We start from the raw sequence: 21,420 nt of genomic DNA, 5'->3' as shown, positions 1-21,420 counted from the left end.
CTGAGCGCGGGACTCGCACGTGAACCGTTGTGGTGCTTGTCCAGCGCAGGCCTGTAAGCGTTTCTGCCATGCGCTGGCTGCCCCGCCCCTTAAAGAGGCCCACAGGCGGGCGCCCCACTGCCCGAGGACGGCCCAGAAGCTGCACTGACCGGTCCGTCAGGTGTTGGCGTTGCCCGCTTTCCACTGCGCCCAGGGGATGTTCCAGTCGCCCAGGCCCTCGATGCCCGGCAAGGTCGACCCGACCGTATGCACCACCTCGACGACGTCGCCACTCTTGCTGTGTTCGTAGAACCACTCGGCGTTGCTCGGGCTCACGTTGAGGCATCCGTGGCTGGTATTGGTGTGGCCCTGGGCGCCCACCGACCACGGCGCCGAGTGCACGAAGACGCCGCTGTAGGACATCTGTGTGGCCCAGTCGACTTCGGTGCGATATCCGTTGGGCGAGTTGACCGGAACACCATAGGTCGATGAGTCCATGATGATGTGCTTGAACCGCGCGCCAATGATGTAGATCCCGTTGGCCGTCGGGGTGCTGTCTTTGCCCATCGACGTCGGCATGGTCCTGACGACGTCACCGTTGACCCGCACGGTCACCGTCTTGGTGGTGTCGTCGGCCGTCGAGATCACCTCGTCGCCGATGGTGAAGTGCGTCTTTACGTTGTCCTCGCCGAACATCCCATCGCCCAGATCCACCCCGTAGGTGTTAACCGCCACATCGACGGTGGTCCCCGACTTCCAGAAACGCTCTGGGCGCCAACGAACTTCACGGTTGTTCAGCCAATAGAACGCGCCCTCCACCGGAGGGTTGGTGGTGATGGTGATGGCTTTTTGGGCCGCCGCCCGGTTCGCGATGTTCTCGTCGAAGCGGATCGCCACCGGCTGACCGATGCCTACTACGTCGCCGTCGGACGGATTTACGTAGGGCATGGTCAGGTGCGCGGGTGAACTGGTCTCGAACGTCATTTGTTTGTTGGCCGCCCCGCCCAGGCCGGTCGCCTTGACGTTCAGCGTGTAGCGCCGGTTGTAGCCCAGCTGCTCGGTGGTCGACCAACGCAGGCCGTCGGGGCTCAACTGCCCACTGATCGACTTGCCGTTCTCGTTGACCATGGTGACCGACGCGAGCACGCCATCGGCGACGGTCACCGTCACCGGCGCGTCCACCGTCACACCGACGGCGCCGTCGGTCACCGAGGCGGTGAGTTTTGGGACCAGCAAGTCGGCCAGGGGCGTGCCCTTGTCGAAGATGACCTTCGGCGGCGCCGCCGCGTGGTCGCCGTTGCAGGCGCCAGCGAACACAGCAATCGGAACGATCGCGGCCACCAGCCACGATCGTGATCTCCGCAAACGCGCCATCAGTGACCTTCCGCCCGATTCTCTAGTTGGTCACCGCTGACCAGCGAGGTAGCTGCAGGCATTCTAATGGCTTTTGCCGACACTCCCGTGCGCAAGCGAGCCGGGGCAGCCGATCGGTGTCGCCACCGCAATGAATTCGTCATTCTGGCGAGGTCCAGAGCCCGCCAGGCACCCTATTACACCGGCGAGCCGGCCCCGTCGTGCAGCTGCGCCTCGACCCGGTCGCGGGTGCTGACGGCCTCGAGGCGAGCCAGTTTGACGATGGCCGCGGTCATCACCAGCGCCGCCACCACCAGGGCGATCGTTCCGGCGCGACCCGTGTTCAGCGTCTCGCCGAGAACGACGACGCCGAGCACGGCGGCCACCACCGGCTGTGACATCTGCAGGGTCGGCATCGACGCGGTCAACGGACCCGCCCGAAACGCCGACTGACTCCACGCCACGCCACCCAGCGCCACCAGAATGCAGGCGTACAGCTCCGGGGTCCGGGTCACCGCGCCCGCTCCGTCGCCGAACCGGGCGACGACCTCTTTGGCGAGCACCGCGAAGACGCCCCACAATGCCCCCGACGCGAAGGCGAACAGCGCCGCGGCGGCGGCGCCGCCCCATATCCGGCCGACGATCACGCAGCCGACCAACAGCGGCCCGAGCACAGCGGCCACCGCGGCCCAGGTCCGCAGCGAGGCACCCGTATGCCCGGCCTGAGGGTTGCCGACGGTTACGAATACGATCACCGCCGCGGTCAACAAAGCGGCCCATACCCATTCGCCCCCGGTCACGGTGCGGTGCAAGAACCTGGCGTTGATCGGCAGCGCGAACAGCACCGAAGACATCAGCAGTGCCTGCACCAATAGCACCGAGCCGTCACCAAGCGCCGCGGCCTGTAGCGCGATGCTTGCCACGAGCAGCAGTGCGCCCCACCACCACCGTTGATTGCGAAGCAGGCCGGCGAACAATTCGACGGAGCCGACCGCTCGGTCCGCGACGCAGTGCGCCGCGCGCTGCTGCAGGACGTCGCCGAGCGCGATGCACAGCGCAGAACTCAGAGCCAGCAATGCGGCGATATTCACTTGGGCCATAAGGGTTTCTCCGTCGATGTCCGGCAGCGCGGGCGTCATTTCTGCGAAAGTCCTTGCCCTACCAGGCTCCTCGTATCAGCTACGACCGGACGCGGCTCTGGTTGGCCACCTTCTGATCATTGACTGCGGCACCTCGGGGGCATCGCGGGCCCAGCGGCCGCGCCCGACCGCGACCTCGCCGCCCTCGCCGGTCATGGGCCGGTTCCGCAACGACACCAACCACCGGGGAGCCCACCATGTCCAGTGGCCGAGGAAGTGGATGAAGGACGGCACCAGAACCATCCGCACCAAGGTGGCGTCGACGAGCACACCGAGCGTCAGACCCAAGCCCAGCATTCGCATGAAGGACACATGCGCGGGGATCAGCGCGGCAAAGGAAATCGACATCACCAGCGCGGCGGTGGTGACGACCCGGCCGATGCCGGCGATGCCCAGCGCGGTGCTCTCGTCGGTGGCGTGGCGTGCCTCGGCCGGCGGCGGCGGGGTCTCACGAATGGCTTGCGAGGCCAGCCAGTACTCGTGAATGCGCGAGACCAGGAACACCTCATAATCCATAGCCAGCCCAAAAGCGATGCAGAACAACAATACTGGAATGTTCGCGTTCAACGTCCCATTGGGAGTGGTGCCCAGGGCGCCCAGATGCCCATCCTGGAATATCCACACCATCGCGCCGAATGCGGCCGTCAATGACAGGACGTTGCACACCAGTGCCTGCAGCGGCAGCACCGCGCTGCCGGTGAGCAAGAACAGCAGCGCGAACGTGATGATCGCGATCAGCCCGAACACCAGTGGCAGTCGATTGGTGATCGCGTCGACGCTGTCGCGGTTGATCTGTGCCAGTCCGGTCATCTCCACCGACCGCCCCGCCGGCCCGCCGACCTGATGCAGCCGGTCTAGCTGTGTGTTCGAGGCCCGCGAATACAGTGGCGCCGTGCTGCCCACGGTGAGAAATGCGCTGCCGTTGGCCATGCCGGTGGCGGCGGCGGGCGCCCCGACCCGATTCCCCGCCACGAATGTCCCAATCGGTGCGCTGACCGCGGACACGTCGGGCACCCGGGACAGCTCAGCGGCGTAGCGCTGCAGCTCGCCGGCGCTCAACCCGCGGGCGTCGGGAACCACCACGGACACCGAGGTCCCCAACCCGTTAGCGAAGTCGTTGTCCAGCATGTCGGCGACCTGGCGCGCCGACGCCGAGCGCGGTAGCACCCGCTCGTCGGGAAAACCCCACTTCACGCCCAGAAAAGGCGCCCCAAGTAACAACAGCAGCGCGACGACGCTCAAGCCGACCGGCATCGCCCGGCGCAGGACGAACTTGGTCGACCGGTACCAGAACTGCGACACCAGTGGCTGGTGAGCCGGATCGCGGAATGACCGCTGCCCGTGCAGGATGCGATGCATCGCGCGACGGGCGTCCATCGTGTTCAGTCGGGGCCCCAGCAGCACGATGGCGGCCGGGGTCACCACCACGGCCGCGATCGCGACGATGACCGCGGTGGCCACGATGGTGTAGGCCGACGATTTCAGGAAGTACATCGGGAACAGCGCCATCACCGCCATCGACAAGCCAACGGTGGTGGCGGAAAACAGCACGGTCCGCCCGGCGGTGGCCATGGTGCGATACAACGCCCGGTCGCGATCCTCGGTGCGCGCCAACTCCTCGCGATAGCGAGTGATGATCAGCAGGTTGTAGTCAATGGCCAGGGCAAGGCCCATCGCGATGCTGAGGTCCAGCGCGTACGTCGACACATCGGTGGCCAAGCTGATCAGCCGTAACACCGACATGGTGCACGCTACGGCCAATGCGCCCAGGACAATCGGCAGCGTCGCCGCCACCACTCCGCCGAGCACCCACACCAACACCGCGAAACTCAGTGGAATCGCGATGGACTCCATGAGCAGCAGGTCACGCTGGTTCTGGTCGTTGATCTGCGCATACGCAACCGCCATCCCGCCGGCGCGCACGGTGACGCCGTCCCGGTCATGCACCAGGTCCTTCGTCAGCGTGCTGGCGTATTTCTGCGCGTCGTTTTCCCCGCCTTTGAGGCCGGCCACGATCATTGCGGACTTCTCGTCCTTGCTCACCAGTGGGGCCGCAGCCGCAGGCGGCGACGTCCACGCCGACGAAACGTTGAGCACCCACGGCGAACGTTTGAGCTGGTCGACGATGTCAATGCCGACCCGCCGTGCCTGATCACCGCGGGCGCCGGTGGGCGCGGTCACCACGATCAACATCTGCTGATCGGTCTGGTTGAACTTGTCCCGAAGGGTGTCGCTCGCCCGCGAAGACTCGGAGGTGGGGTCCTGGAACCCACCGCCGGAAAGCTTGTTGACCACGGGCAGCCCGAAGATCGCGCTCCCCAGCAGCACCAGCACGCCAACCGCGATGATGCGGCGCGGCGCGGCGATGGCAAGCCGGGTGATTACTCGCAGCATGCCGTATCGCCTACCCGAAACCGCGCGCGTTGACCCGCCCAGCTGCGAATTGCTCACATCAGCCCGGGGTGGCGGCGTCCTGTCGATCTGCCGATGGAGGTTTGACGCTCGGGCACCGGGGTATCGAATGTAAAAGCACACTCGGTACCTAGATTTGGTGTGCGCAGTGCCGGTTTGCCTGGGCTACATGCAGATTGGATGTGCGATGGACGACACGGACGACACGGACGACGGCACCAATATTCGGCATCCCACCGAAGCGGACTGGCAGGCGGTCTTCGAGAATCAGGCCCGGACTTTCGGCGATCCGGTGGGCCCGGAAGATCTTGAAGCGTGGAAACGCCGAGTCAGCCTCGATGACATCCTGATCGCCGAGGATCTCTCCGATCCGGAGCATTCGAATTTGGTGGGCACGTCCATCATCTATCCCTCGCAGCTCACCGTGCCGGGCGGTGCCCACTTGCGGGTCGCTTGGCTGACGATGATCGCCGTCGCGTCAACGCATCAGGGCAAGGGGCTGTGGGCCCAGCTCAGCGCCCAGGGACTCGGAATCCTGTTGGACCGTGGTTATCCCGTCGTTTGCGGCGTTCCGACACAGACTGCGATGTACGACGGCTTCGGCGCCGGTGTGTCGAGTTACAGCCGCACCTACTCCATTGACCGCCGCTTCGCGAAGTTGCGCGGCGCGCCGAGTCACCTTCGGGCGCGTGAGGTCAACGCCGCCGAGGCGCGACGAAACGTTCCCGAGATCTACGAACGATGGTGTGCCGCAACCAATGGCGCGATATCCCGCAATGGTGCGTGGTGGGCCGACTACATGGACGACCGAGCGACCCAGCGCGGCAACGGATCTGCGCTACATTACACCATCCATCCCGACGGCTTTTTGACTTACCGGGTGGTCGGCTCACACCAGCATGCGTTCCGTCCACCGCTTGGCACGGTGGTCGTCGAGGACTTCTGCCCCATCACCGACGAGGCGCACACCGAGCTACTGCAGACGTTGCTGGTATTGGAGATGTTCTATCGCATAGAGATCGACGTGCCACCGGATGACCCGCTGCCCCTCAAACTCGTCGACCAACGCGCGGCTGAAACGACGGGCGTGAGCGACTTCCTGTGGGTGCGTATCAACGACGTGCCCGAAACGCTCGGAGCACGTACCTACGCCGCCGATGCCGACATCGTGCTGGAAGTCACCGACCCGCTCAACCTGGCGGGAGGGCGCTTTCAGTTGCAGACCCGCGACGGCGTCGGAAAATGCACGCCCCATGACGGGTCGGCAGACATCAAGATCGGTCTGGCCGACCTGGCCAGCATCTACATGGGGGCGCATCGGGCTTCCCAGCTCGCCCGCGCCAACCGCATCACCGAAGTGCGCCAAGGAGCGCTGGGCGAGCTGGACGCCGCCTTCATGGCCGAGCGGGCACCGTACACCGGCACCGTGTTGTGAGGCCACAAAACACCCTGTGCCGCAGCGCCTTTCGCAGCCCCCCGGTATCGCGGCATGAGAAGTCGACGGCAGCCGGTCGATGGTTGGCCGCGGCACGCGGGGACGTCTACGGGCCTGTTCAGCTTCGGGCGGCTATCCTGGAAGAAGGTCTGGATTTCACTCCGTGGCGCAACGCCTGTTATTGTCGCCTACGCGGTCTCGGCCGACCACAAGCGCCGTTAGCTCAGTTGGTAGAGCAGCTGACTCTTAATCAGCGGGTCCGGGGTTCGAAACCCTGACGGCGCACTTCAAAGCCTATTTCCCGGGGGGTCACCCTCCCGGTGGGGCGTTGATGCGTTGCTCATTGCAGCGTCGCCCACCCCTGGGCCGGCCTTGGCGACGGCGTGGAACCGTTCAGTGCTGCCTGTTCCGCAGTTCCTCGAACGGTCCCGATCGGGCCAGGATCAGCCGCTGACTACCAGCACCCACGCGGGGAAGGCCATCGCGATCCACATGCTCGTGTCGCCGGCGATCAGCAGCCCCACCGCCACCAGGTAGCTGATCGCGACCAGCCAGCGGGGCATCAGGCCAGTCCTCAGCCAGATGGTGGCCAGCGACAGCATGAACACCGCCGCCATCCGGATCGCGTAGGTCTTGGTCGCCGCCAATACGACAAATCTGCCGAGGTCGATCACGCCGGCTCGCGCAGGCGAGTCGATCGCGCCCGTATTTGTGGCCACCAGTCCGGCGACCACTGGGGCCGCAACGAATGTCATCGCGAGAAATAGCGGCCCGCTGCCCAAGAACACCGAGGCCAAAAATCGGTCCTCGAAGCGTCCAAGCCCGTCGCGCACGACACCGATGAACCAAAGGAAGCTGATCCCCGCGGACGGCATCAGTGCCGTCGCGGTTACGAGGCTGCTGTGCTAGATGCTGAGCCATCTAGTCGAATCCTGGGCGGCCCTGTTGTCATATCTGGTCGGGGTGGTGATCGTAGCGATGACAATCAACTTGGTCATCGAGATGAGCCAGCGCACCGGCTGAGAGTCGCATCGATGTCAGCGGACGCCATGCGCACCCGCACTTCTAAAAGCAGGTGCTGACGTGGATTCGCCGGCCGCCTCCGACGCAAACGCCTGCTCGTGGCGGTGGTGGCGGGGGCGGGGGTGGAAAGTCTTGCGGTAGCGGCGCATAGGCGTCCGGCGGCGGGGCAAACGTGTTGACAGTATCGGCTAGGTTGGCGCACCCGCTAACGGAAACACGCCTGCCGACACCCGCGCAGACGTCGGCTTCCGCCACCCCGGAAGGCTCCACGGCGGCCCATATCTCTGGAATAGCAGTCAGGGCCAATATCGCTATCCCTGCGGTCGTCCAAGACCGCTTCCACAAGTTCATAGTGATCTCCTTTCCATCACGGCTGGGTTCTTCGGGCTGACACGCGCACCGAGGGCCCTAGCGGATTCCACTGCGACACAGGACTATTGGGCCGATTGGTGCAGCATTTGCGCTCGGTAGCCGATTTAAATTCGAACATGACCAGGTTTCGCGCTACATCGTTCAGGGAGTGGTGGCCTGCCCAATCAACGGAGTCCACTGGCAACGCTGCCGAATATCAGTCATCGGTTGACGGATTCCCTCCAGGTCGGCCTCTTCTTGTGGGTTGGCCTTGAAGTAGCTCTGCACCTGGTCCTGGATTTGATCTTTCGGCTGGTCTTGAAGGCCGGTGTAGAACCCGTTTACGTCCGGGTGAGTGAGTAGGTAGGTCGAGAGGGCTGCGGCAACACCAGCCGCGACACTGGCCACGTTCGCAGCTGTGCAGTCCGGCGGGCGAGGCGGCGCGTCGGCCGCGGCGCTCGCCGCGCTAGCAAACAACAGGGTGCCGGTAACCGCGCCAGCGCCGATCGCGCCGACCACCATCCGATGCGGAATGATTCCTGGGACCAACATGGCTGACTCCTCCGTTCTGCTACTGAACCTGGCCGGAGCCCGGTGGCGGTCGTTGCGCACGTTCAGCTAACCACAGCTGATACCGCGCCACTGCGATATCGCGAATGGATTAAGAAAATTTCGTCGCATTGGAAACGGGTACGTCGGCCAAGATCACGGCGTAGCGTCGCGTCCACCGGAATAGCGAATGGAGAAGGACGATGCCGGCGACCGACCAAGACTGGAGCAAACCGGCCGCGATGGCCATCCCCAGGGAGGGCTATTTCGAGCTTGAGCGCGGTCGCTACGGGCCGGTATATCCCCGCACGCCGGCGTGTTACGGCTTTTCGATCATCGCCAAAGTCAAGGAGGGACGGGAGGAGGCCGTCCGTGCGTATGGCAAGCAAATCGAAGAGGCGATCAAGGGCAGCCCCGACGTGCTCGCGCCGCTGCGGCTGCATTACCTGCGCTGGGTGCTCTTCGACGTCGGCTCGGGACTGCACTTCCAATATCAGGGCATCTTCGACACCGACTTCGACAAGTACACCGAGGATGCGGTGCAACTGTTCAGCCAGACCGGAATCACGACGGTGTTCACGAACTTGGAGGGCTTCCCGGAGGACTGGAAGGAAAACCCTGAGGCATTCATCAAGTTCGTCCGCGACCACCAGTTCCCGAGCTTCTTGGAGTACGGGGAGTACCCCTACGTCACCGCCGACGAGATCAAGAAGGCACTACGGCTCAAGGCCGCCTTCCAGGACATGCTGGACCAAATGCAGTAATACAACAGGGAATAGGGCTGATGCTTGAACTTGACGAAATCCAGCACATCCTGTTGACCCGCACCCCGGCAATGACCGGGCGCTACGAGTTCCTGTCGTTTGACGAACCCGCCGGTGGCCGGGCATGGCTTTCCGAGCTGGTCGATGTTGTCGAGTCGGCCGCGTCGGTACGAGAAACCATGGATAGCACCAAGCGGTGGGTCACATTGGGCTTCACCTGGAACGGGCTTCGCGCGCTGGGTGTGCCCGAGGATTCGCTCGCAAGCTTCCCCGATGAGTTTCGTCAGGGGATGGCCGCCAGGGCCGACATTCTCGGCGACACCGGGCGCAACCACCCCGAGAACTGGGGCGGCGGACTGGCCAGTGACGATCTTCACGCGATTGCCATCCTGTTCGCGCGAGATGACGACGAACATGTCCGCGCCACCGCAGCGCACGACGACTTGGTAAGCCGTTGCCAGGGCGTGCGTCGGTTGTCGTATCTGGACCTGAACGCGACACCTCCGTTCAACTACGCCCATGACCACTTTGGTTTTCGAGATCGCCTGTCCCAGCCGGTGATTGAGGGATCCGGTGAGGTGCCGACGCCCGGCTCCGGCGCGCCGCTAAAAGCCGGCGAGTTCATCCTCGGCTATCCGGACGAGGTCGGCCCGGTGGCCAACTTGCCGCAGCCCGAAGTGCTTTCGCGCAATGGAACCTATGCAGCGTATCGGCGGCTGCAGGAGCACGTGGCGTTATTTCGTGACTATATCCGTTCCAACTCGGCTACACCGGATGAAGAGGAGTTGCTGGCCGCTAAGTTCATGGGCCGTTGGCGTAGCGGCGCTCCCTTGGTCCTCGCACCTGAGCGGGACGATCCTGAGTTGGGTGCGGACGCCATGCGTAACAACGACTTCAACTACAAAGACATGGACCCTCACGGTTATGCCTGTCCTCTGGGCGCTCACGCCAGGCGACTCAACCCACGAGACACCGCGCATAACATGAATCGGCACCGAATCATTCGCCGAGGCGCAACTTATGGGCCGGCACTGCCCGAGGGTGAACCCGACGACGGGGTGGACCGCGGCATAGCAGCGTTCATCATCGGCGCCAGTTTGATCCGGCAGTTCGAGTTCGCGCAGAACGTGTGGATCAATGACCGCACGTTCCACGAACTCGGCAACGAACATGATCCGATCTGCGGAACGCAAGACGGCACAATGGATTTCAAAATTCCCAAGCGGCCAATCCGCCGAACTCTCAAGGGACTGCCCGCGTTCACCACTTTGACCGGTGGGGCTTACTTCTTCCTTCCAGGCATCAATGCCATGCGCTATCTGGCGAATCTCGAATGACCGCAGAGGAACGATCGTGAGCACACTGCCCGCCGCTCGCACCTACAACCAGACCCACATCCGGCGTCCACGCAGCGGCGGGCGGCGCATCAGCATCTACTGGACCTGGAGCTACCCATGGGAGTCCCAACGCGACGTTGAGGCATTGGACAACCGCTTCTCCACGATGACGGAAGTCCGCAGGACGGCATGGCCGGCGTATGAGGGACCGGAGTGGAACGAGGCTAACTTTCTGCAAGGCATCGCCGGGACGTTGGAGCTTTTTCACCGCTCCACGTTGGCCTTCCAGGACTTGGCGGGTGAAGCGACGGGGCATCCGGTCTCAGTGTTCCAACGCATCGACCAGGCTGGTTACAAGCTCCTGATCGACGAACGGATATTGGCCGACACCGACACCCTGATGGTCTTCGGGCTTGACCACCTGGTCGGTGAAGAACAAGCAGAGGCCGAAGAAGTCTCAGCCATTCGTGAATGGCTGAAACGAGAAGGCACCTGCCTGCTGTTGGCTCCCCACCACGACGTCGGGTTCACCGACGACATGGCGCAGCGGCAGATGGAGTACCTGCACCACGGCGATCCCCTGGTGCCGCGACAACAACGCTTCACCGCATACACCCGCTCACTGATGGCTGCCCTCGACGTTCCGGTTCGCAACATTTGGGGACTCCGGCCGGCCGTTGTGGAGGACACGAACGAAATCGCTGCTTTGACGAAATTTCAGGACCTGGACGCGGCCGGGCTGCTCGACAATGTCACAACGTTGAACTTCCATCCGCATCTGCCGCACTATGAATTGACCGCGCCCGAGAGCGACTCGTTGAGGGTCCTGGGTAAGCAGCGCGTTGACCCGAACCGGCAGCATCCGTTCACCATGGCCGGAAACACCGAATTCAATGCGCTGATATGGATGCCGCCCACGGACGAGCGAGCAGGTGACATCGTCCTGGTCGACTCGACCAACTTCACTACCTTGTTCGGCGGCACGGAGAGTCTGAAGATTTTCTGGCACAACCTCGCCACAATGAAATGACTGCGGCTATAGCCGAACCACACGACGGCGGTGCGATAAGACCGGTCAATGCGGATCTCAGAGGGCCAATGCCAGCGACGAGCACTGGCCCGAAGCATATCCGCGTGGACCCGAATCGGTGAGAGGTAGGGGCATTGCATAGCGAGACTGCGTTTGTCCTGACCATTTTGGCGCTCTGCTATGCGATGTTTTCCGGGCTCTTCCGAAGGTGGTGCCTCGCCGCCAGGGCCCATATTCGTCGCGTTCGGGGCCCTTCTTGATCGATTCGGAATCGGATCAGTCAACGCGGGCGAGCACACCGCAGCCTTTACGGTTCTTGCCCAACTCGCGCTAACAGTCATTCTGTTCAACCAGGCGTCCGTGCTCGACCTGCGGGCCTTGCTGCGAGGAAGGTGTGTGGCACTTCGCCTGCTCACGGTCGGCATACCGGTGACTGTCGCCTTGGGCACCGTTACCGCCGTCATTTTGCTTCCGCTGCTGCCGTTTTGGGAGACCGTGTGCCTTGCGGTGATCGTGGCGCCCACCGGGGTTGCAATGATCCATGCCCTCGTCGAAGACCGCCGCATTCCCGAGCGGGTAAGGGACGCCCTTTCAGTCGAAAGCGGGTTCTATGACGGATTCGCGTTAGCGGCCCTGCTCGCCGCGCTCGCGTTTGCTTCCGAGCGGACTGATCATGCCCCGGGGTACTGGGCGTGGTTTGCGATCCGCGCCGAGCTCCTCTCGGTGGGCGTCGGTGCCATCATTGGCCTGATTGGCGCGACGGTGATTTCGCGATCGACGGTGCGCGGTTGGATGAGCGACACCTGGGCGCAATTGGCCACCGTGGCACTGGCGTTGATCTGTTTTGGGATCGGCGAACGGATGCACGCCAGCGGGTTCGTGACCGCCTTTGCCGGCGGGCTGGTCTACGCGACCGTCTTACCCAGAAGCGAACTTAAACCGGCGACGACGCAGGTTCCGACGCGGCCGGCGAGCTTCTCGAGCTGCTCATGTTCGCCTTGTTCGGCAGTTTCGCGCTCATACCCGGATGGAGGGAGGTTCGTTGGCCGGTAGTGGTGCTCGCGGTCGTGGCGTTATTCGTGGTACGTGTAGCAGCAGTGAGCGTTGCTTTGGTGGGCAGTGGCGTGCCGGTCCGCAGCAGAATTTTCATGGGGTGGTTCGGACCCCGCGGAATCGGAAGTCTCGTTTTGGGCTTGCTGGTGGTCGAACAGGGAAACATCCACCAGGCAGCCTTGATCAAGCAAGCCGTGGTGGTCGTCGCGACGATAAGCCTGCTCATCCATAGCCTCACCGCACCGGTGGGAATTCGACTGTGCCGGCCCCGCGACACGCGAGTCAATATGCCCTCCACCCAACCCCCCAAGCTCACCTCGGAGACCAGGAGACTTAGTCGGGATGGCACTAAGACAGCCGACGTCCTGGAGCCCTGGCGTCTCAAAGGTGCGTAAGAGCAGATTTTCCAACTGGCCCAACACGAGCCCCACGGCGTCAGCGATCTTTTGCACTCCCGGTCCCCCGAGTTTTGCACTCGCCGCAGAAGCTGGATCAAACAGACCACGTTGGGCGCTCGGGCGGAGCAGAATCTGAACGCGTATGCACCCAAACTTGGTGCGCGCTTAGCCGCCTCGGCGAGAAAGGAGCTCTGGCCGCCAAGATGAGGAAAATCCTAACTTGCGCTTCGATGGTGTCTTTCGGCTTCTGTGCGTCGATTTTTCTTCCCGCCGACTCGGCTCACGCCGACCTGTGCCCGTATCCGGGCGTTGGGACCGGTGGCGGCGCATTGTTCGGGCAAGGTGGCTTTTGCGACTATCCGACCGAGATCAACGGGTCGCATATGCATTGCGAGGCAGGCGGTTTCGGTGTCAACGGCATCATCGGCCAAGCAACCAACAGCGGCAGTAGCTTCGCATTCGGCGGCGCCGGCGTCGGCGCTCTTAGTTGTAGCTGGCGCTGCCCAGACGGCGCGATGGCACCGGCACCTAACCCACCGGGGCTGTGGAGGGAATACATGGTGGTGATGAAGTCCACGAATTTCTGCAAAGACCACATGGAGCCCAACGGGTTTTGGAGTGAACCGGTTTTACCGACTGAGGGAATCCCGCCGGGTGGGCAACCAACGGAGGCACCGGAAATACCGGGACGACCGGTCCCCGCACCGGCACCCCCGTCACCACTGCCGACACCAGGGATACCGGGAGCATTAACACCAGGCATACCGAATCCTCCGGGTCCATAATGGCCGAGAACAGTTAGGGCTTGTCATCAAGCACAAGGCGGGTTCACCCGATGGGTGACGAACTGCCTGAAGTCCTTGTCCTACCATCGCTGCGATGACCTTTTCCGAGGGGACTTGTGAAGACTGAGCTCAAGTGGGTCGAACCCTTCGAGGGCCACTTGCACGCCAACATCGACGATCGCAGCGAATATCGGGTCCATGCGGTCTCGACGGGCGGCTTCCGTGCCGAGCGCGTCGACGACGGCTTGGTGCATCACGGCCTGGGCCGGGCCGCCAGCGCCGCCGAGGCGCAGGCGATTTGTCAGGACCTGCACACACGGGCCGTCCGGCACGCCGCGTGGGAGGCCTACATGGCCGAGAACGACCCGCCGGGCTGGGAGTAGCCGAAGCACCGTCGCGGGGTCGTCACGGATTTCAGCGCACCATTTGCCGTCGTATCCGACGCAAAAGCCCCTCTTACAGGTAATTTCTTGCTTGCACCGTCGGCGCCGAAAGCGCCGATAGGCCCCTTGGGACACGCTGCGTCGAAGGAGCTGCAATGGGGTTCATCCGGCCCAACCTGCCCGTCGTCGACATGGCGGAGTGGACCACTCGCTCCCGCGCCGAACGGATCGTCCCGATGGCGCGCCACATCGCCCAGCACGGTTTCGGCACCCCACTGGTCATGCATGTGATGTACGGCGTGAAGATCGCGCTGTACATCCTCGGGGGCTGGCTTTTCGCGTGGTCGACCCGGGGTATTGGCGGCTTTACCCAGGTCGGCGGGTGGTGGTCGGAGCCGATCGTGTTCCAGAAGGCCGTGCTCTACACGATGCTGTTCGAAGTCATCGGCCTCGGCTGCTGCTTCGGGCCGTTGGCCGGGCGCTACTTCCCCCCGATGGGCTCGATCCTGTACTGGCTGCGGCCCGGCACCATCCGCTTGCCACCCTGGCCCACTCGGGTGCCGTTGACCAACGGCAGCAACCGAACTCCGTTCGACGCGTTGCTCTACGGCATCCTGCTGGTGCTGCTCGCGTCCGCGCTGCTGTCCGATGGCGGCGGGCCAATTCCGACGCTGAATACGACGATCGGCGTGCTGCCGTGGTGGCGGACGGCCGCGATTCTGGCGGTGCTGGCCGTGCTCAGCTTGCGCGACAAAATCATCTTTCTGGCTGCGCGCGGCGAGGTGTATGCGCCGCTGGCGCTGACGTTTCTGTTCGCCGGCGCCGACGTCATCGTCGGGGCCAAGGTCGTGTTCCTGGTGATCTGGCTCGGCGCGGCGACCTCCAAGCTCAACAAGCACTTCCCATTCGTGATCTCCACCATGCTGGCGAACAATCCGTTCATACCCTCGGGCGCACTCAAGCGATCGATGTTCAAGCATTATCCGGACGACCTGCGGCCCAGCGATTTAGCGGGTTTCATCGCCCATTTCTCAACCGCCGTCGAAGGATTGGTGCCGCTGGTGCTGTTCTTCTCCCCCGGCGGCTGGCCCACCGCCGTCGCCGCATTCGTGATGATCGTGTTCCACCTCAACATCCTGCTGGCCTTCCCCATGGGCGTGCCGCTGGAGTGGAACGTCTTCATGATCTTCGGGGTCTTGTGGCTGTTCGTCGCGCATGCACGCCTGGGCCTGTCTGACATCACCCACCCGGTGCCCGTCGCCATCCTGTTCCTGGTCATCGCCGGAACGGTCGTCGCCGGAAACCTCTACCCCCGCAAGGTGTCGTTCCTGCCCAGCATGCGCTACTACGCGGGCAACTGGGACACCACGGTGTGGTGCGTCAAACCGTCGGTCGACGAAAAGATCCGCACCGCCTCCCGCGCGCTGGGCCCGATGTATCACCTGCAGCTCGAACGCCTCTACAAGACCAAGGAAGAAACCCTGGTGCCCATCCACCTCGCCTACGCCTTCCGAGGGATGAACACCCACGGCCGCGCGCTCTACACGCTGGTACACCGCGCGCTGGCCGGCTACGACGAGGCCGACTACAACCTCTGCGAGGGCGAAAATATCTGCGCCATGGTGCTCGGCTGGAACTTCGGCGACGGGCACATGCACAACGAATGCCTCATCGAGGCGCTACAGCAGCGCTGCGGGTTCGAGCCCGGCGACGTCCGGGTGGTCATCCTCGACGCTCAGCCCATCCACCAACAGCGACAGGAATACCGGCTGGTCGATGCGGTGACGGGCGAATTCGAACGCGGCTACTGCGAGGTCGACGACATGGCCACCAGCCAGCCCTGGGCCGACGACATTCCGGTGTACGTCCAGACCGGACGCGTCACCGATCCCTGACGCGGCGCACCGCCACCACCACGACGAGGACCCCGACCCCGGCCAGCGACGCCAGCACCACGGGCTTCTGCACGAATCCGATCACCCGGATCTTCAGGTCGTCGGCGAGGCGCCGCGGGTTGGCCCGCTCGGCAAGTGAGTCGACGGTGGCCGCCAGCTGATCACGGGCGACGTCGATGTCCTGCTTGATGGCTTCGGGGTCCCGGTCCGCCACTATGTCCTCCAACTCGCCCACTATCCAGCTCCTACACCTGCCCGAACTACCCTAGATCAGTTAGCGCTAACCCCAACGCTCCGGTGAAAAGAAAGGTACTTACCTTGACCGAGACCACGCGGCTTGCGCCGGGCGACAAAGCGCCCTCCTTCAGCCTGCCCGACGCCGACGGCAACAAGGTGTCGCTGGCCGACTACAAGGGACGTCGCGTCGTCGTGTACTTCTATCCGGCCGCGGCGACGCCAGGGTGCACCAAACAGGCGTGCGACTTTCGGGACAACCTGGCCGAGCTCAACGGCGCCGGCATCGACGTCATCGGGATCTCCCCCGACAAGCCGGAGAAGCTCGCCAAGTTCCGTGACGCCGAGAAGCTGACCTTCCCGCTGCTGTCCGACCCCGACCGCAAGGTACTGACGGCCTATGGCGCCTACGGCGAGAAGCAGATGTATGGCAAGACGGTCACCGGTGTCATCCGCTCCACCTTCGTGGTCGACGCGAAGGGCAAGATCGCGGTCGCGCAGTACAACGTGAAGGCTGCACATACGACAACATTTATCGAGCGTGTTCTCAGCGCCTCGTAATCACGTAATCAACATGCTTGTACGGCGAGATCCGTTGAACCCCTTCGGTTCTCCGTCGATGGACTACCGCTTGCCTTGACACCCGTCCGGTGTCGGAGCACAATTCGCGACGCCCGAGTCGTATCACCGAAATTCGAGAGGCCGCCGCGATGAGTGCCGCCGAAACCCCCCAACCGCTGACTATTGTCCGCCCAGGCGAAGGCAGGGCGGGCAACCTGGGCTCGATCGGGGTGGTGTTCAAGCTGTGGGGCGAGGACACCGGCGGCGCGGTGGCCATCGTGGAGCACCCGTTCCCTGTGGGAGCCCTCGTGCCGCCACACCTGCACACCAGGGAAGATGAGTACTCGATCGTCACCGAGGGCGAAATCGGCTTCCGCTCAGGCGACCGCGAGGCCGTGCTCGGCGCGGGCGGCTACATCACAAAGCCGAGAGGCGAACTGCACACCATGTGGAACGCGGGCTCCACGCCTGCCCGCATGATCGAGGTGATCAGCCCAGCCGGTTTCGAAAAGTTCTTCCGCGACCTGGCCGACCTGACGACCGACGGCGCCCCACCCTTCGAGGCCATCGCGACACTCGCAGAGGCCTATGGACTCCAGTTCGGCGAACCCCCGTGGCTACCCGAGATCATCGCCCGCTACAACCTCATCCCGCCCGGCTGAAAGTGTAGCCGTGCCGTCTGTCTCGCTCGCCTAACCAACCGGAGCGCCACGTCAGCCTCGACCTAAACCACGTCGGCGGTGTTCAAGGCGCCGTGCGTGTTCTTCGCCCAGTACAACGTAAAGGCGACCGGCCACGTCGCCAAGCTTCGCCGCGACCTGTCGGTTTAGTGGCGATCGCGAACGCGGCGAAGCCGGGCGAAGCGGGTCGCCACCATCGGATCTAGTGGCGATCGCGAACGCGGCGAAGCCGGGCGAAGCGGGTCGCCACCATCGGATCTAGTCAGTCGCCGATGACGGCGGCCTCGGTGTACTCGGTGATGGGCCGCGCGATTCCTTGTTCGTCGCAGACCCGCTGCAGCTTCTCCAGCGTCTCGTCGATCCCCGGGCCGAGCCGCCTGCCGGGCGTGAAGGTCGCGGGAAGGTGCTGCATGCCCTGGATCACGCCGATCGTCCGATAGTGCACTGTGCCCTCGGGGTCGCAGCGATAGTCACCGATCCGCTCGAGCACCGCCGTAAGCATCGACTTGAACACGACGCGCGCGACATTGGAGCCGATGCAGCGGTGGATGCCGAGCCCGAAGCTGAAGTGCCGGTTGTTCTTTCGGCTTAGGTCTAGTCGATTCGGATCGGGGAACACCGCGGGGTCACGGTTCGCCATGGCCCAGGACAGCCACAGGCGATCGCCCTCCTTGAAATGGGTCCCCGCGATCTCGAGGTCGGCGGCGATGGTGCGACCGTCGCCTGGAGCGGGCGTGAAGTAACGCAGAAATTCCTCGGTCGCCGAGTCGAGCAGCGTGGCCAGTTCCCGCTTCAACAGTTCGCGCTGCTCGGGATTTTCGCCCAGCCATTCGAGTGCGTGTGCGGTCAGCGCCGTCGTCGTGTCGAAACCTCCGCCGATGATCAAGCCGAGCATTCCGAGCAGTTCGGCGTCGGGGGCGGGTTCGCCGTCGATCTTCAGTCTTGCCAATGCGTCCACTATGCCGGGGCGTGGGTTTTCGCGAATCTCAAGGAGGTGGTTGAACAGGTCCGCTCCCATCGCCATTGTCTGCTCCAAAACCCTTGGGGCGTCTGGCGAATCGGCCGGGGTATAAACGCCGGCGTGGGCCGGCTCGCAATAGAGCTGCCACTTCCTCAGTGGAACGCCCATCATCGCCAGAGTCAGGACCGCGGGCACGACGTTCGCTAGGTCGTCGACAAAGTCGATCCGTCCGGCTTCGATCTTCTCGTCGATGCTCGCCCGCACGATCTCGTCGACAAATGGCTTCCAGCGCTTCACGGCTGCCGGCGACAGGTAGGGGTTGAGGATGCTGCGGTAGGCCGAGTGCTCGGGTTCGTCCATCTCGAGCATGCCGCCACGGACGCCGTTGCCCTGCTTCAGCGTAGGGATCGTGATGCCTTTATAGCCGGTGCCATCACCGGTGACGTCGTGGTCGTTGGACACGTGCGGGCATCGAGCGAGCTCGAAGACTTCCCGGTTGCCTGCGGCCACCCAATGCCCGTCGTAGGTGTCGGTCCACGCCACCGGGCATCTAGCGTGCATTTCCTCGGTGATTGCGGTGAACCGCTCGCGGTAATCCGGGCTGTGGCGATCAAAGTGGTATCGGTTGGTCTTGCCGGCCTTGTCTGCCTTGCCGGTCAGGGTGTTCTCCGTACTCACAGTGGCGTCTCCCGCTGACGAGTGGCTGCACATAAAAAGCAGTATGCGGCGAGACGATGGATCTACCTATGCTTTCTGGTCTTCGACACCTCTACAGTTGGGATCGGTAGCCGCAGCGAACGCCAGAATTTCGCTAGTGGCTCGCCCGTAAGGGGCCAGGCACGGCCAACGTGATTAGGACCTTCGGATGGATACACCTCGATCCTTAGCTCGGTTCATCGCGAGTGCGCTTGTTTCTGGCGGCATAGCAGCGGCAGGTCTGGGACTGGCCGCACCCGCCCAGGCCGGGCCGTCCTACTGGCACTACTGCCCCGGCCAGAAATGGGGCTACACCGTTCCGATACCGCCAGGATTCGACCTGAGCGTGTGCCACTGGTTCGCCGTGACCGTTACCAGCGGCCCGTCCGGCCCGGTGTATCACTTCGTGGAGGCCAATCCGGCCGACGTACCCCCACCGGCACCCGGATTCCCCTGGCCGTGACAGTCGCGACTTCGGCACGACGCCACCAAAACCGAACCGCAGAGCTGATTATTGAGCGATGAACCCGGAAGAAGACCCGGAGAAGCAAGACCCTGAGGAATACGCGACCTGGAGCGCGGCGTCGGGCAGCCGCCGGGTGCCGCGCCCCGGCTTTCCGGAACGTCTGACACTGGCCCGAATGGTGGGCGTGTACTCGGGGAAACCGGGTGGCGGTGGTTGGGGGCCGTCGCGAGGCTGGCGAATACGCCGCGAGGATCGGGGATATTGGTGTGTGCGTTCGCGATCGCGGCTTTCTTGGGTCATTACTCCGCTACCACCGTGCACGGAAATCTCACAATGATCAATGGCGGTGCGAAGGACACCATCGGCTGCAACGACGGAAACCTGAGGCTGGAAGACGACAACAACACCTATACGGTCACCGGCCACTGTCGCAGACTTGACGTCTCCGGAAGCGCAAATCACGTCACCGGCGACAGCGCCGACACCATCAGTGTTTTCGGCGACGACAACGCGATGGTCTACCACTCCGGGCCGCCGACGATCAACAAGACGGGTTACACCAACATCGTGTCCTTGCGCCAAAGCACCCGATGATCGGCGAGTCGCACTACTAGCCCAGGTTGGCCAGCAGCAGCGCCTCGCTGATCGCTGCGCGTTCCAGCACGCCCAGATGCAGGCTCTCGTTGATGCTGTGGGCCTGCGTCGCCGGGTCTTCCATACCGGTGACGAGGATCTTCGCCTCCGGGAACACCTCGGCGAATTCGGCGATGAACGGGATCGATCCGCCCATGCCCATGTCGATCGGATCGGTCCCCCATCCCTGCCGGAACGCGGCGCGCGCGGCGTCATAGACACTGCCGGTGGCGTCGATGGCGTAGGGCTCGCCGACATCGCCGGGAAAGACGCTGACGTGTGCCCCCCACGGCGCATGCTGTTGCAAATGGGCGGTCAACGCGTCCAGGTGCGCCGCGGCGTCCCCGCCCGGCGCCACCCGCATGCTGATCTTGGCCCGGGCCCGCGGGATGAGGGTGTTCGACGCTTTCTCAATCGGTGTGGTGTCGATACCGATCACAGTGATCGCAGGCTTGGCCCACAGCCGCTGCGGCGCCGAACCCGATCCGATTTCGGAGACCCCGTCCAGCAGGCCGGAGTCGGCACGCACCCGCTCGGGCGGGTAATCCACAGCGGCGACGGTGCTTTCGTGCAGGCCGGCGACGGCCACGTTGCCGTCGTCGTCGTGCAAACTGGCCAACAACCGCACCAGCACGCTCAGCGCATCGGGCACCACACCGCCCCATATGCCGGAGTGCAGGCCGTGGTCGAGCGTGGCGACCTCGACCACGCAGTCCACCAGGCCGCGCAGCGTCACCGTCAGTGCCGGGACCTCGGCGCTCCAGTTGTCCGAGTCGGCGATCACGATCACGTCGGCGGCGAGCGCGTCGCGGTGCGCGGCAAGCAGCCGGCCCAGGGACGGGGATCCCGATTCCTCCTCGCCTTCGACAAAGACCGTCACGCCCACCGGCGGCTGACCGCCGTGCGCGCGAAAGGCCGCCAAATGTGTTGCGATACCAGCCTTGTCGTCGGCGGTTCCGCGTCCGTAGAGCCGACCATCACGCTGGGTGGGCTCGAAAGGCGGCGACCCCCATTGGCCGCGATCGCCTTCGGGCTGGACATCGTGGTGGGCGTAGAGCAGCACGGTCGGTGCGCCGTCCGGCGCCGGATGATGGGCGATCACGGCCGGGGCGCCGCCCTCGCTGACGATCCGCACATCACCAAAGCCCGCCTGCGACAACAGATCCGCGACGGCCTGCGCACTGCGGTGTACCTCGTCGCGGCGGGCGGGGTCGGCCCACACCGACTCGATGCGCACCAAATCTTCCAGATCGCGCCGTACCGACGGCAGCACCTCACGGACGCGCTCAACCAGATCGCTCAT

Annotated in this window: 19 protein-coding genes, 1 tRNA gene and 2 pseudogenes; 14 read left to right on the top strand and 8 right to left on the bottom strand. The window is 64.0% G+C overall.

The features are described 5' to 3' along the window. Window positions 1-156: 156 nt before the first annotated feature. The 3 genes from AC5Y4F_RS04410 to AC5Y4F_RS04400 all read right to left on the bottom strand — a co-directional run bounded on the left by AC5Y4F_RS04410 (window position 157) and on the right by AC5Y4F_RS04400 (window position 4,865). Complete coding sequence (locus AC5Y4F_RS04410) at window positions 157-1,353, bottom strand: L,D-transpeptidase (RefSeq protein ID WP_067938965.1); 1,197 nt, start codon at window positions 1,351-1,353, stop codon at window positions 157-159. Window positions 1,354-1,529: 176 nt separating this feature from the next. Beyond that, window positions 1,530-2,432 (bottom strand): DMT family transporter, encoded by a 903-nt coding sequence (locus AC5Y4F_RS04405; protein ID WP_499995775.1) that lies wholly within the window; start codon window positions 2,430-2,432, stop codon window positions 1,530-1,532. Between the two features lie 75 nt (window positions 2,433-2,507). Continuing rightward, window positions 2,508-4,865, bottom strand: coding sequence for an MMPL family transporter (locus AC5Y4F_RS04400; protein WP_499995292.1), 2,358 nt, complete (start codon window positions 4,863-4,865; stop codon window positions 2,508-2,510). 205 nt (window positions 4,866-5,070) lie between these two features. Between AC5Y4F_RS04400 and AC5Y4F_RS04395 the strand changes: the two genes are divergently transcribed. Then, entirely contained in the window at window positions 5,071-6,318 is a 1,248-nt protein-coding gene (locus AC5Y4F_RS04395) for a GNAT family N-acetyltransferase (RefSeq protein WP_067938967.1), read from the top strand. A 212-nt stretch (window positions 6,319-6,530) separates the two neighbouring features. Beyond that, window positions 6,531-6,603: transfer RNA gene (locus AC5Y4F_RS04390), tRNA-Lys, on the top strand. A 108-nt stretch (window positions 6,604-6,711) separates the two neighbouring features. Here AC5Y4F_RS04390 and AC5Y4F_RS04385 read toward each other — a convergent pair. Both AC5Y4F_RS04385 and AC5Y4F_RS04380 read right to left on the bottom strand, forming a co-directional pair. After that, a pseudogene (locus AC5Y4F_RS04385) lies at window positions 6,712-7,217 on the bottom strand (hypothetical protein); the annotation flags it as partial. A 637-nt stretch (window positions 7,218-7,854) separates the two neighbouring features. Further along, window positions 7,855-8,244, bottom strand: a complete 390-nt coding sequence (locus AC5Y4F_RS04380; protein ID WP_499995291.1) for a heme-binding protein — start codon at window positions 8,242-8,244, stop codon at window positions 7,855-7,857. 200 nt (window positions 8,245-8,444) lie between these two features. Here AC5Y4F_RS04380 and AC5Y4F_RS04375 point away from each other — a divergent pair, with 200 nt between their 5' ends. The 7 genes from AC5Y4F_RS04375 to AC5Y4F_RS04345 all read left to right on the top strand — a co-directional run bounded on the left by AC5Y4F_RS04375 (window position 8,445) and on the right by AC5Y4F_RS04345 (window position 15,886). Beyond that, window positions 8,445-9,005, top strand: coding sequence for a hypothetical protein (locus tag AC5Y4F_RS04375; protein ID WP_067938976.1), 561 nt, complete (start codon window positions 8,445-8,447; stop codon window positions 9,003-9,005). 20 nt (window positions 9,006-9,025) lie between these two features. Then, complete coding sequence (locus AC5Y4F_RS04370) at window positions 9,026-10,342, top strand: Dyp-type peroxidase (RefSeq protein ID WP_499995289.1); 1,317 nt, start codon at window positions 9,026-9,028, stop codon at window positions 10,340-10,342. A 16-nt stretch (window positions 10,343-10,358) separates the two neighbouring features. Continuing rightward, window positions 10,359-11,372, top strand: a complete 1,014-nt coding sequence (locus tag AC5Y4F_RS04365) for a hypothetical protein (RefSeq protein ID WP_499995287.1) — start codon at window positions 10,359-10,361, stop codon at window positions 11,370-11,372. Window positions 11,373-11,552: 180 nt separating this feature from the next. Next, entirely contained in the window at window positions 11,553-12,425 is an 873-nt protein-coding gene (locus AC5Y4F_RS04360) for a cation:proton antiporter domain-containing protein (protein ID WP_499995286.1), read from the top strand. After that, window positions 12,362-12,820 carry a cation:proton antiporter domain-containing protein gene (locus tag AC5Y4F_RS04355; RefSeq protein ID WP_499995285.1) on the top strand — a complete coding sequence of 153 codons (459 nt, stop codon included), beginning with the start codon at window positions 12,362-12,364 and terminating at the stop codon, window positions 12,818-12,820. Before AC5Y4F_RS04360 ends, AC5Y4F_RS04355 begins: the two co-directional genes overlap by 64 nt. Before the next feature lie 904 nt (window positions 12,821-13,724). Further along, complete coding sequence (locus AC5Y4F_RS04350) at window positions 13,725-13,991, top strand: hypothetical protein (RefSeq protein ID WP_067939007.1); 267 nt, start codon at window positions 13,725-13,727, stop codon at window positions 13,989-13,991. Between the two features lie 155 nt (window positions 13,992-14,146). After that, window positions 14,147-15,886 carry a DUF3556 domain-containing protein gene (locus tag AC5Y4F_RS04345; RefSeq protein ID WP_067939015.1) on the top strand — a complete coding sequence of 580 codons (1,740 nt, stop codon included), beginning with the start codon at window positions 14,147-14,149 and terminating at the stop codon, window positions 15,884-15,886. On the opposite strand, the gene AC5Y4F_RS04340 is transcribed toward AC5Y4F_RS04345, so the two are convergent. Next, window positions 15,873-16,100 (bottom strand): DUF3618 domain-containing protein, encoded by a 228-nt coding sequence (locus tag AC5Y4F_RS04340; RefSeq protein WP_067939067.1) that lies wholly within the window; start codon window positions 16,098-16,100, stop codon window positions 15,873-15,875. The genes AC5Y4F_RS04345 and AC5Y4F_RS04340 overlap by 14 nt on opposite strands. A gap of 104 nt (window positions 16,101-16,204) precedes the next feature. On the opposite strand from AC5Y4F_RS04340, the gene bcp reads away from it, so the two are divergent. The 3 genes and pseudogenes from bcp to AC5Y4F_RS04325 all read left to right on the top strand — a co-directional run. After that, window positions 16,205-16,681 carry a thioredoxin-dependent thiol peroxidase gene (bcp, locus tag AC5Y4F_RS04335; RefSeq protein ID WP_067939017.1) on the top strand — a complete coding sequence of 159 codons (477 nt, stop codon included), beginning with the start codon at window positions 16,205-16,207 and terminating at the stop codon, window positions 16,679-16,681. Between the two features lie 149 nt (window positions 16,682-16,830). Next, a complete protein-coding gene (locus tag AC5Y4F_RS04330; RefSeq protein ID WP_067939069.1) occupies window positions 16,831-17,343 on the top strand; it encodes a cupin domain-containing protein in 513 nt (170 codons plus the stop codon). A 96-nt stretch (window positions 17,344-17,439) separates the two neighbouring features. Further along, a pseudogene (locus AC5Y4F_RS04325) lies at window positions 17,440-17,511 on the top strand (peroxiredoxin); the annotation flags it as partial. Window positions 17,512-17,623: 112 nt separating this feature from the next. Here AC5Y4F_RS04325 and AC5Y4F_RS04320 read toward each other — a convergent pair. Continuing rightward, window positions 17,624-19,000: a cytochrome P450 gene (locus AC5Y4F_RS04320; protein WP_499995283.1), complete on the bottom strand. Its 1,377-nt coding sequence runs from the start codon at window positions 18,998-19,000 to the stop codon at window positions 17,624-17,626. 187 nt (window positions 19,001-19,187) lie between these two features. Between AC5Y4F_RS04320 and AC5Y4F_RS04315 the strand changes: the two genes are divergently transcribed. Together AC5Y4F_RS04315 and AC5Y4F_RS04310 are read left to right on the top strand one after the other, a co-directional pair. Beyond that, window positions 19,188-19,481 carry a hypothetical protein gene (locus tag AC5Y4F_RS04315; RefSeq protein ID WP_156750200.1) on the top strand — a complete coding sequence of 98 codons (294 nt, stop codon included), beginning with the start codon at window positions 19,188-19,190 and terminating at the stop codon, window positions 19,479-19,481. Between the two features lie 336 nt (window positions 19,482-19,817). After that, window positions 19,818-20,078, top strand: coding sequence for a DUF3060 domain-containing protein (locus AC5Y4F_RS04310; protein ID WP_499995281.1), 261 nt, complete (start codon window positions 19,818-19,820; stop codon window positions 20,076-20,078). A 16-nt stretch (window positions 20,079-20,094) separates the two neighbouring features. On the opposite strand, the gene AC5Y4F_RS04305 is transcribed toward AC5Y4F_RS04310, so the two are convergent. Further along, entirely contained in the window at window positions 20,095-21,420 is a 1,326-nt protein-coding gene (locus tag AC5Y4F_RS04305; RefSeq protein ID WP_067939026.1) for a dipeptidase, read from the bottom strand.

The sequence above is a fragment of the Mycobacterium sp. NGS56 genome (assembly GCF_059812425.1).
Note: the sequence above shows the minus strand (reverse complement) of the source record. Positions and strands in the feature narration are given on the sequence as shown.

Bases quoted from the DNA above. Each gene is read 5' to 3' on its own strand.
- AC5Y4F_RS04410 (WP_067938965.1), bottom strand. From the start codon at position 1,353: ATGGCGCGTTTGCGGAGATCACGATCGTGGCTGGTGGCCGCGATCGTT.
- AC5Y4F_RS04375 (WP_067938976.1), top strand. From the start codon at position 8,445: ATGCCGGCGACCGACCAAGACTGGAGCAAACCGGCCGCGATGGCCATC.
- AC5Y4F_RS04330 (WP_067939069.1), top strand. From the start codon at position 16,831: ATGAGTGCCGCCGAAACCCCCCAACCGCTGACTATTGTCCGCCCAGGC.
- AC5Y4F_RS04370 (WP_499995289.1), top strand. From the start codon at position 9,026: ATGCTTGAACTTGACGAAATCCAGCACATCCTGTTGACCCGCACCCCG.
- AC5Y4F_RS04315 (WP_156750200.1), top strand. From the start codon at position 19,188: ATGGATACACCTCGATCCTTAGCTCGGTTCATCGCGAGTGCGCTTGTT.
- AC5Y4F_RS04310 (WP_499995281.1), top strand. From the start codon at position 19,818: ATGATCAATGGCGGTGCGAAGGACACCATCGGCTGCAACGACGGAAAC.
- AC5Y4F_RS04405 (WP_499995775.1), bottom strand. From the start codon at position 2,432: ATGGCCCAAGTGAATATCGCCGCATTGCTGGCTCTGAGTTCTGCGCTG.
- AC5Y4F_RS04395 (WP_067938967.1), top strand. From the start codon at position 5,071: ATGGACGACACGGACGACACGGACGACGGCACCAATATTCGGCATCCC.
- AC5Y4F_RS04305 (WP_067939026.1), bottom strand. From the start codon at position 21,420: ATGAGCGATCTGGTTGAGCGCGTCCGTGAGGTGCTGCCGTCGGTACGG.
- AC5Y4F_RS04355 (WP_499995285.1), top strand. From the start codon at position 12,362: ATGTTCGCCTTGTTCGGCAGTTTCGCGCTCATACCCGGATGGAGGGAG.
- AC5Y4F_RS04345 (WP_067939015.1), top strand. From the start codon at position 14,147: ATGGGGTTCATCCGGCCCAACCTGCCCGTCGTCGACATGGCGGAGTGG.
- AC5Y4F_RS04400 (WP_499995292.1), bottom strand. From the start codon at position 4,865: ATGCTGCGAGTAATCACCCGGCTTGCCATCGCCGCGCCGCGCCGCATC.
- AC5Y4F_RS04360 (WP_499995286.1), top strand. From the start codon at position 11,553: ATGCGATGTTTTCCGGGCTCTTCCGAAGGTGGTGCCTCGCCGCCAGGG.
- AC5Y4F_RS04380 (WP_499995291.1), bottom strand. From the start codon at position 8,244: ATGTTGGTCCCAGGAATCATTCCGCATCGGATGGTGGTCGGCGCGATC.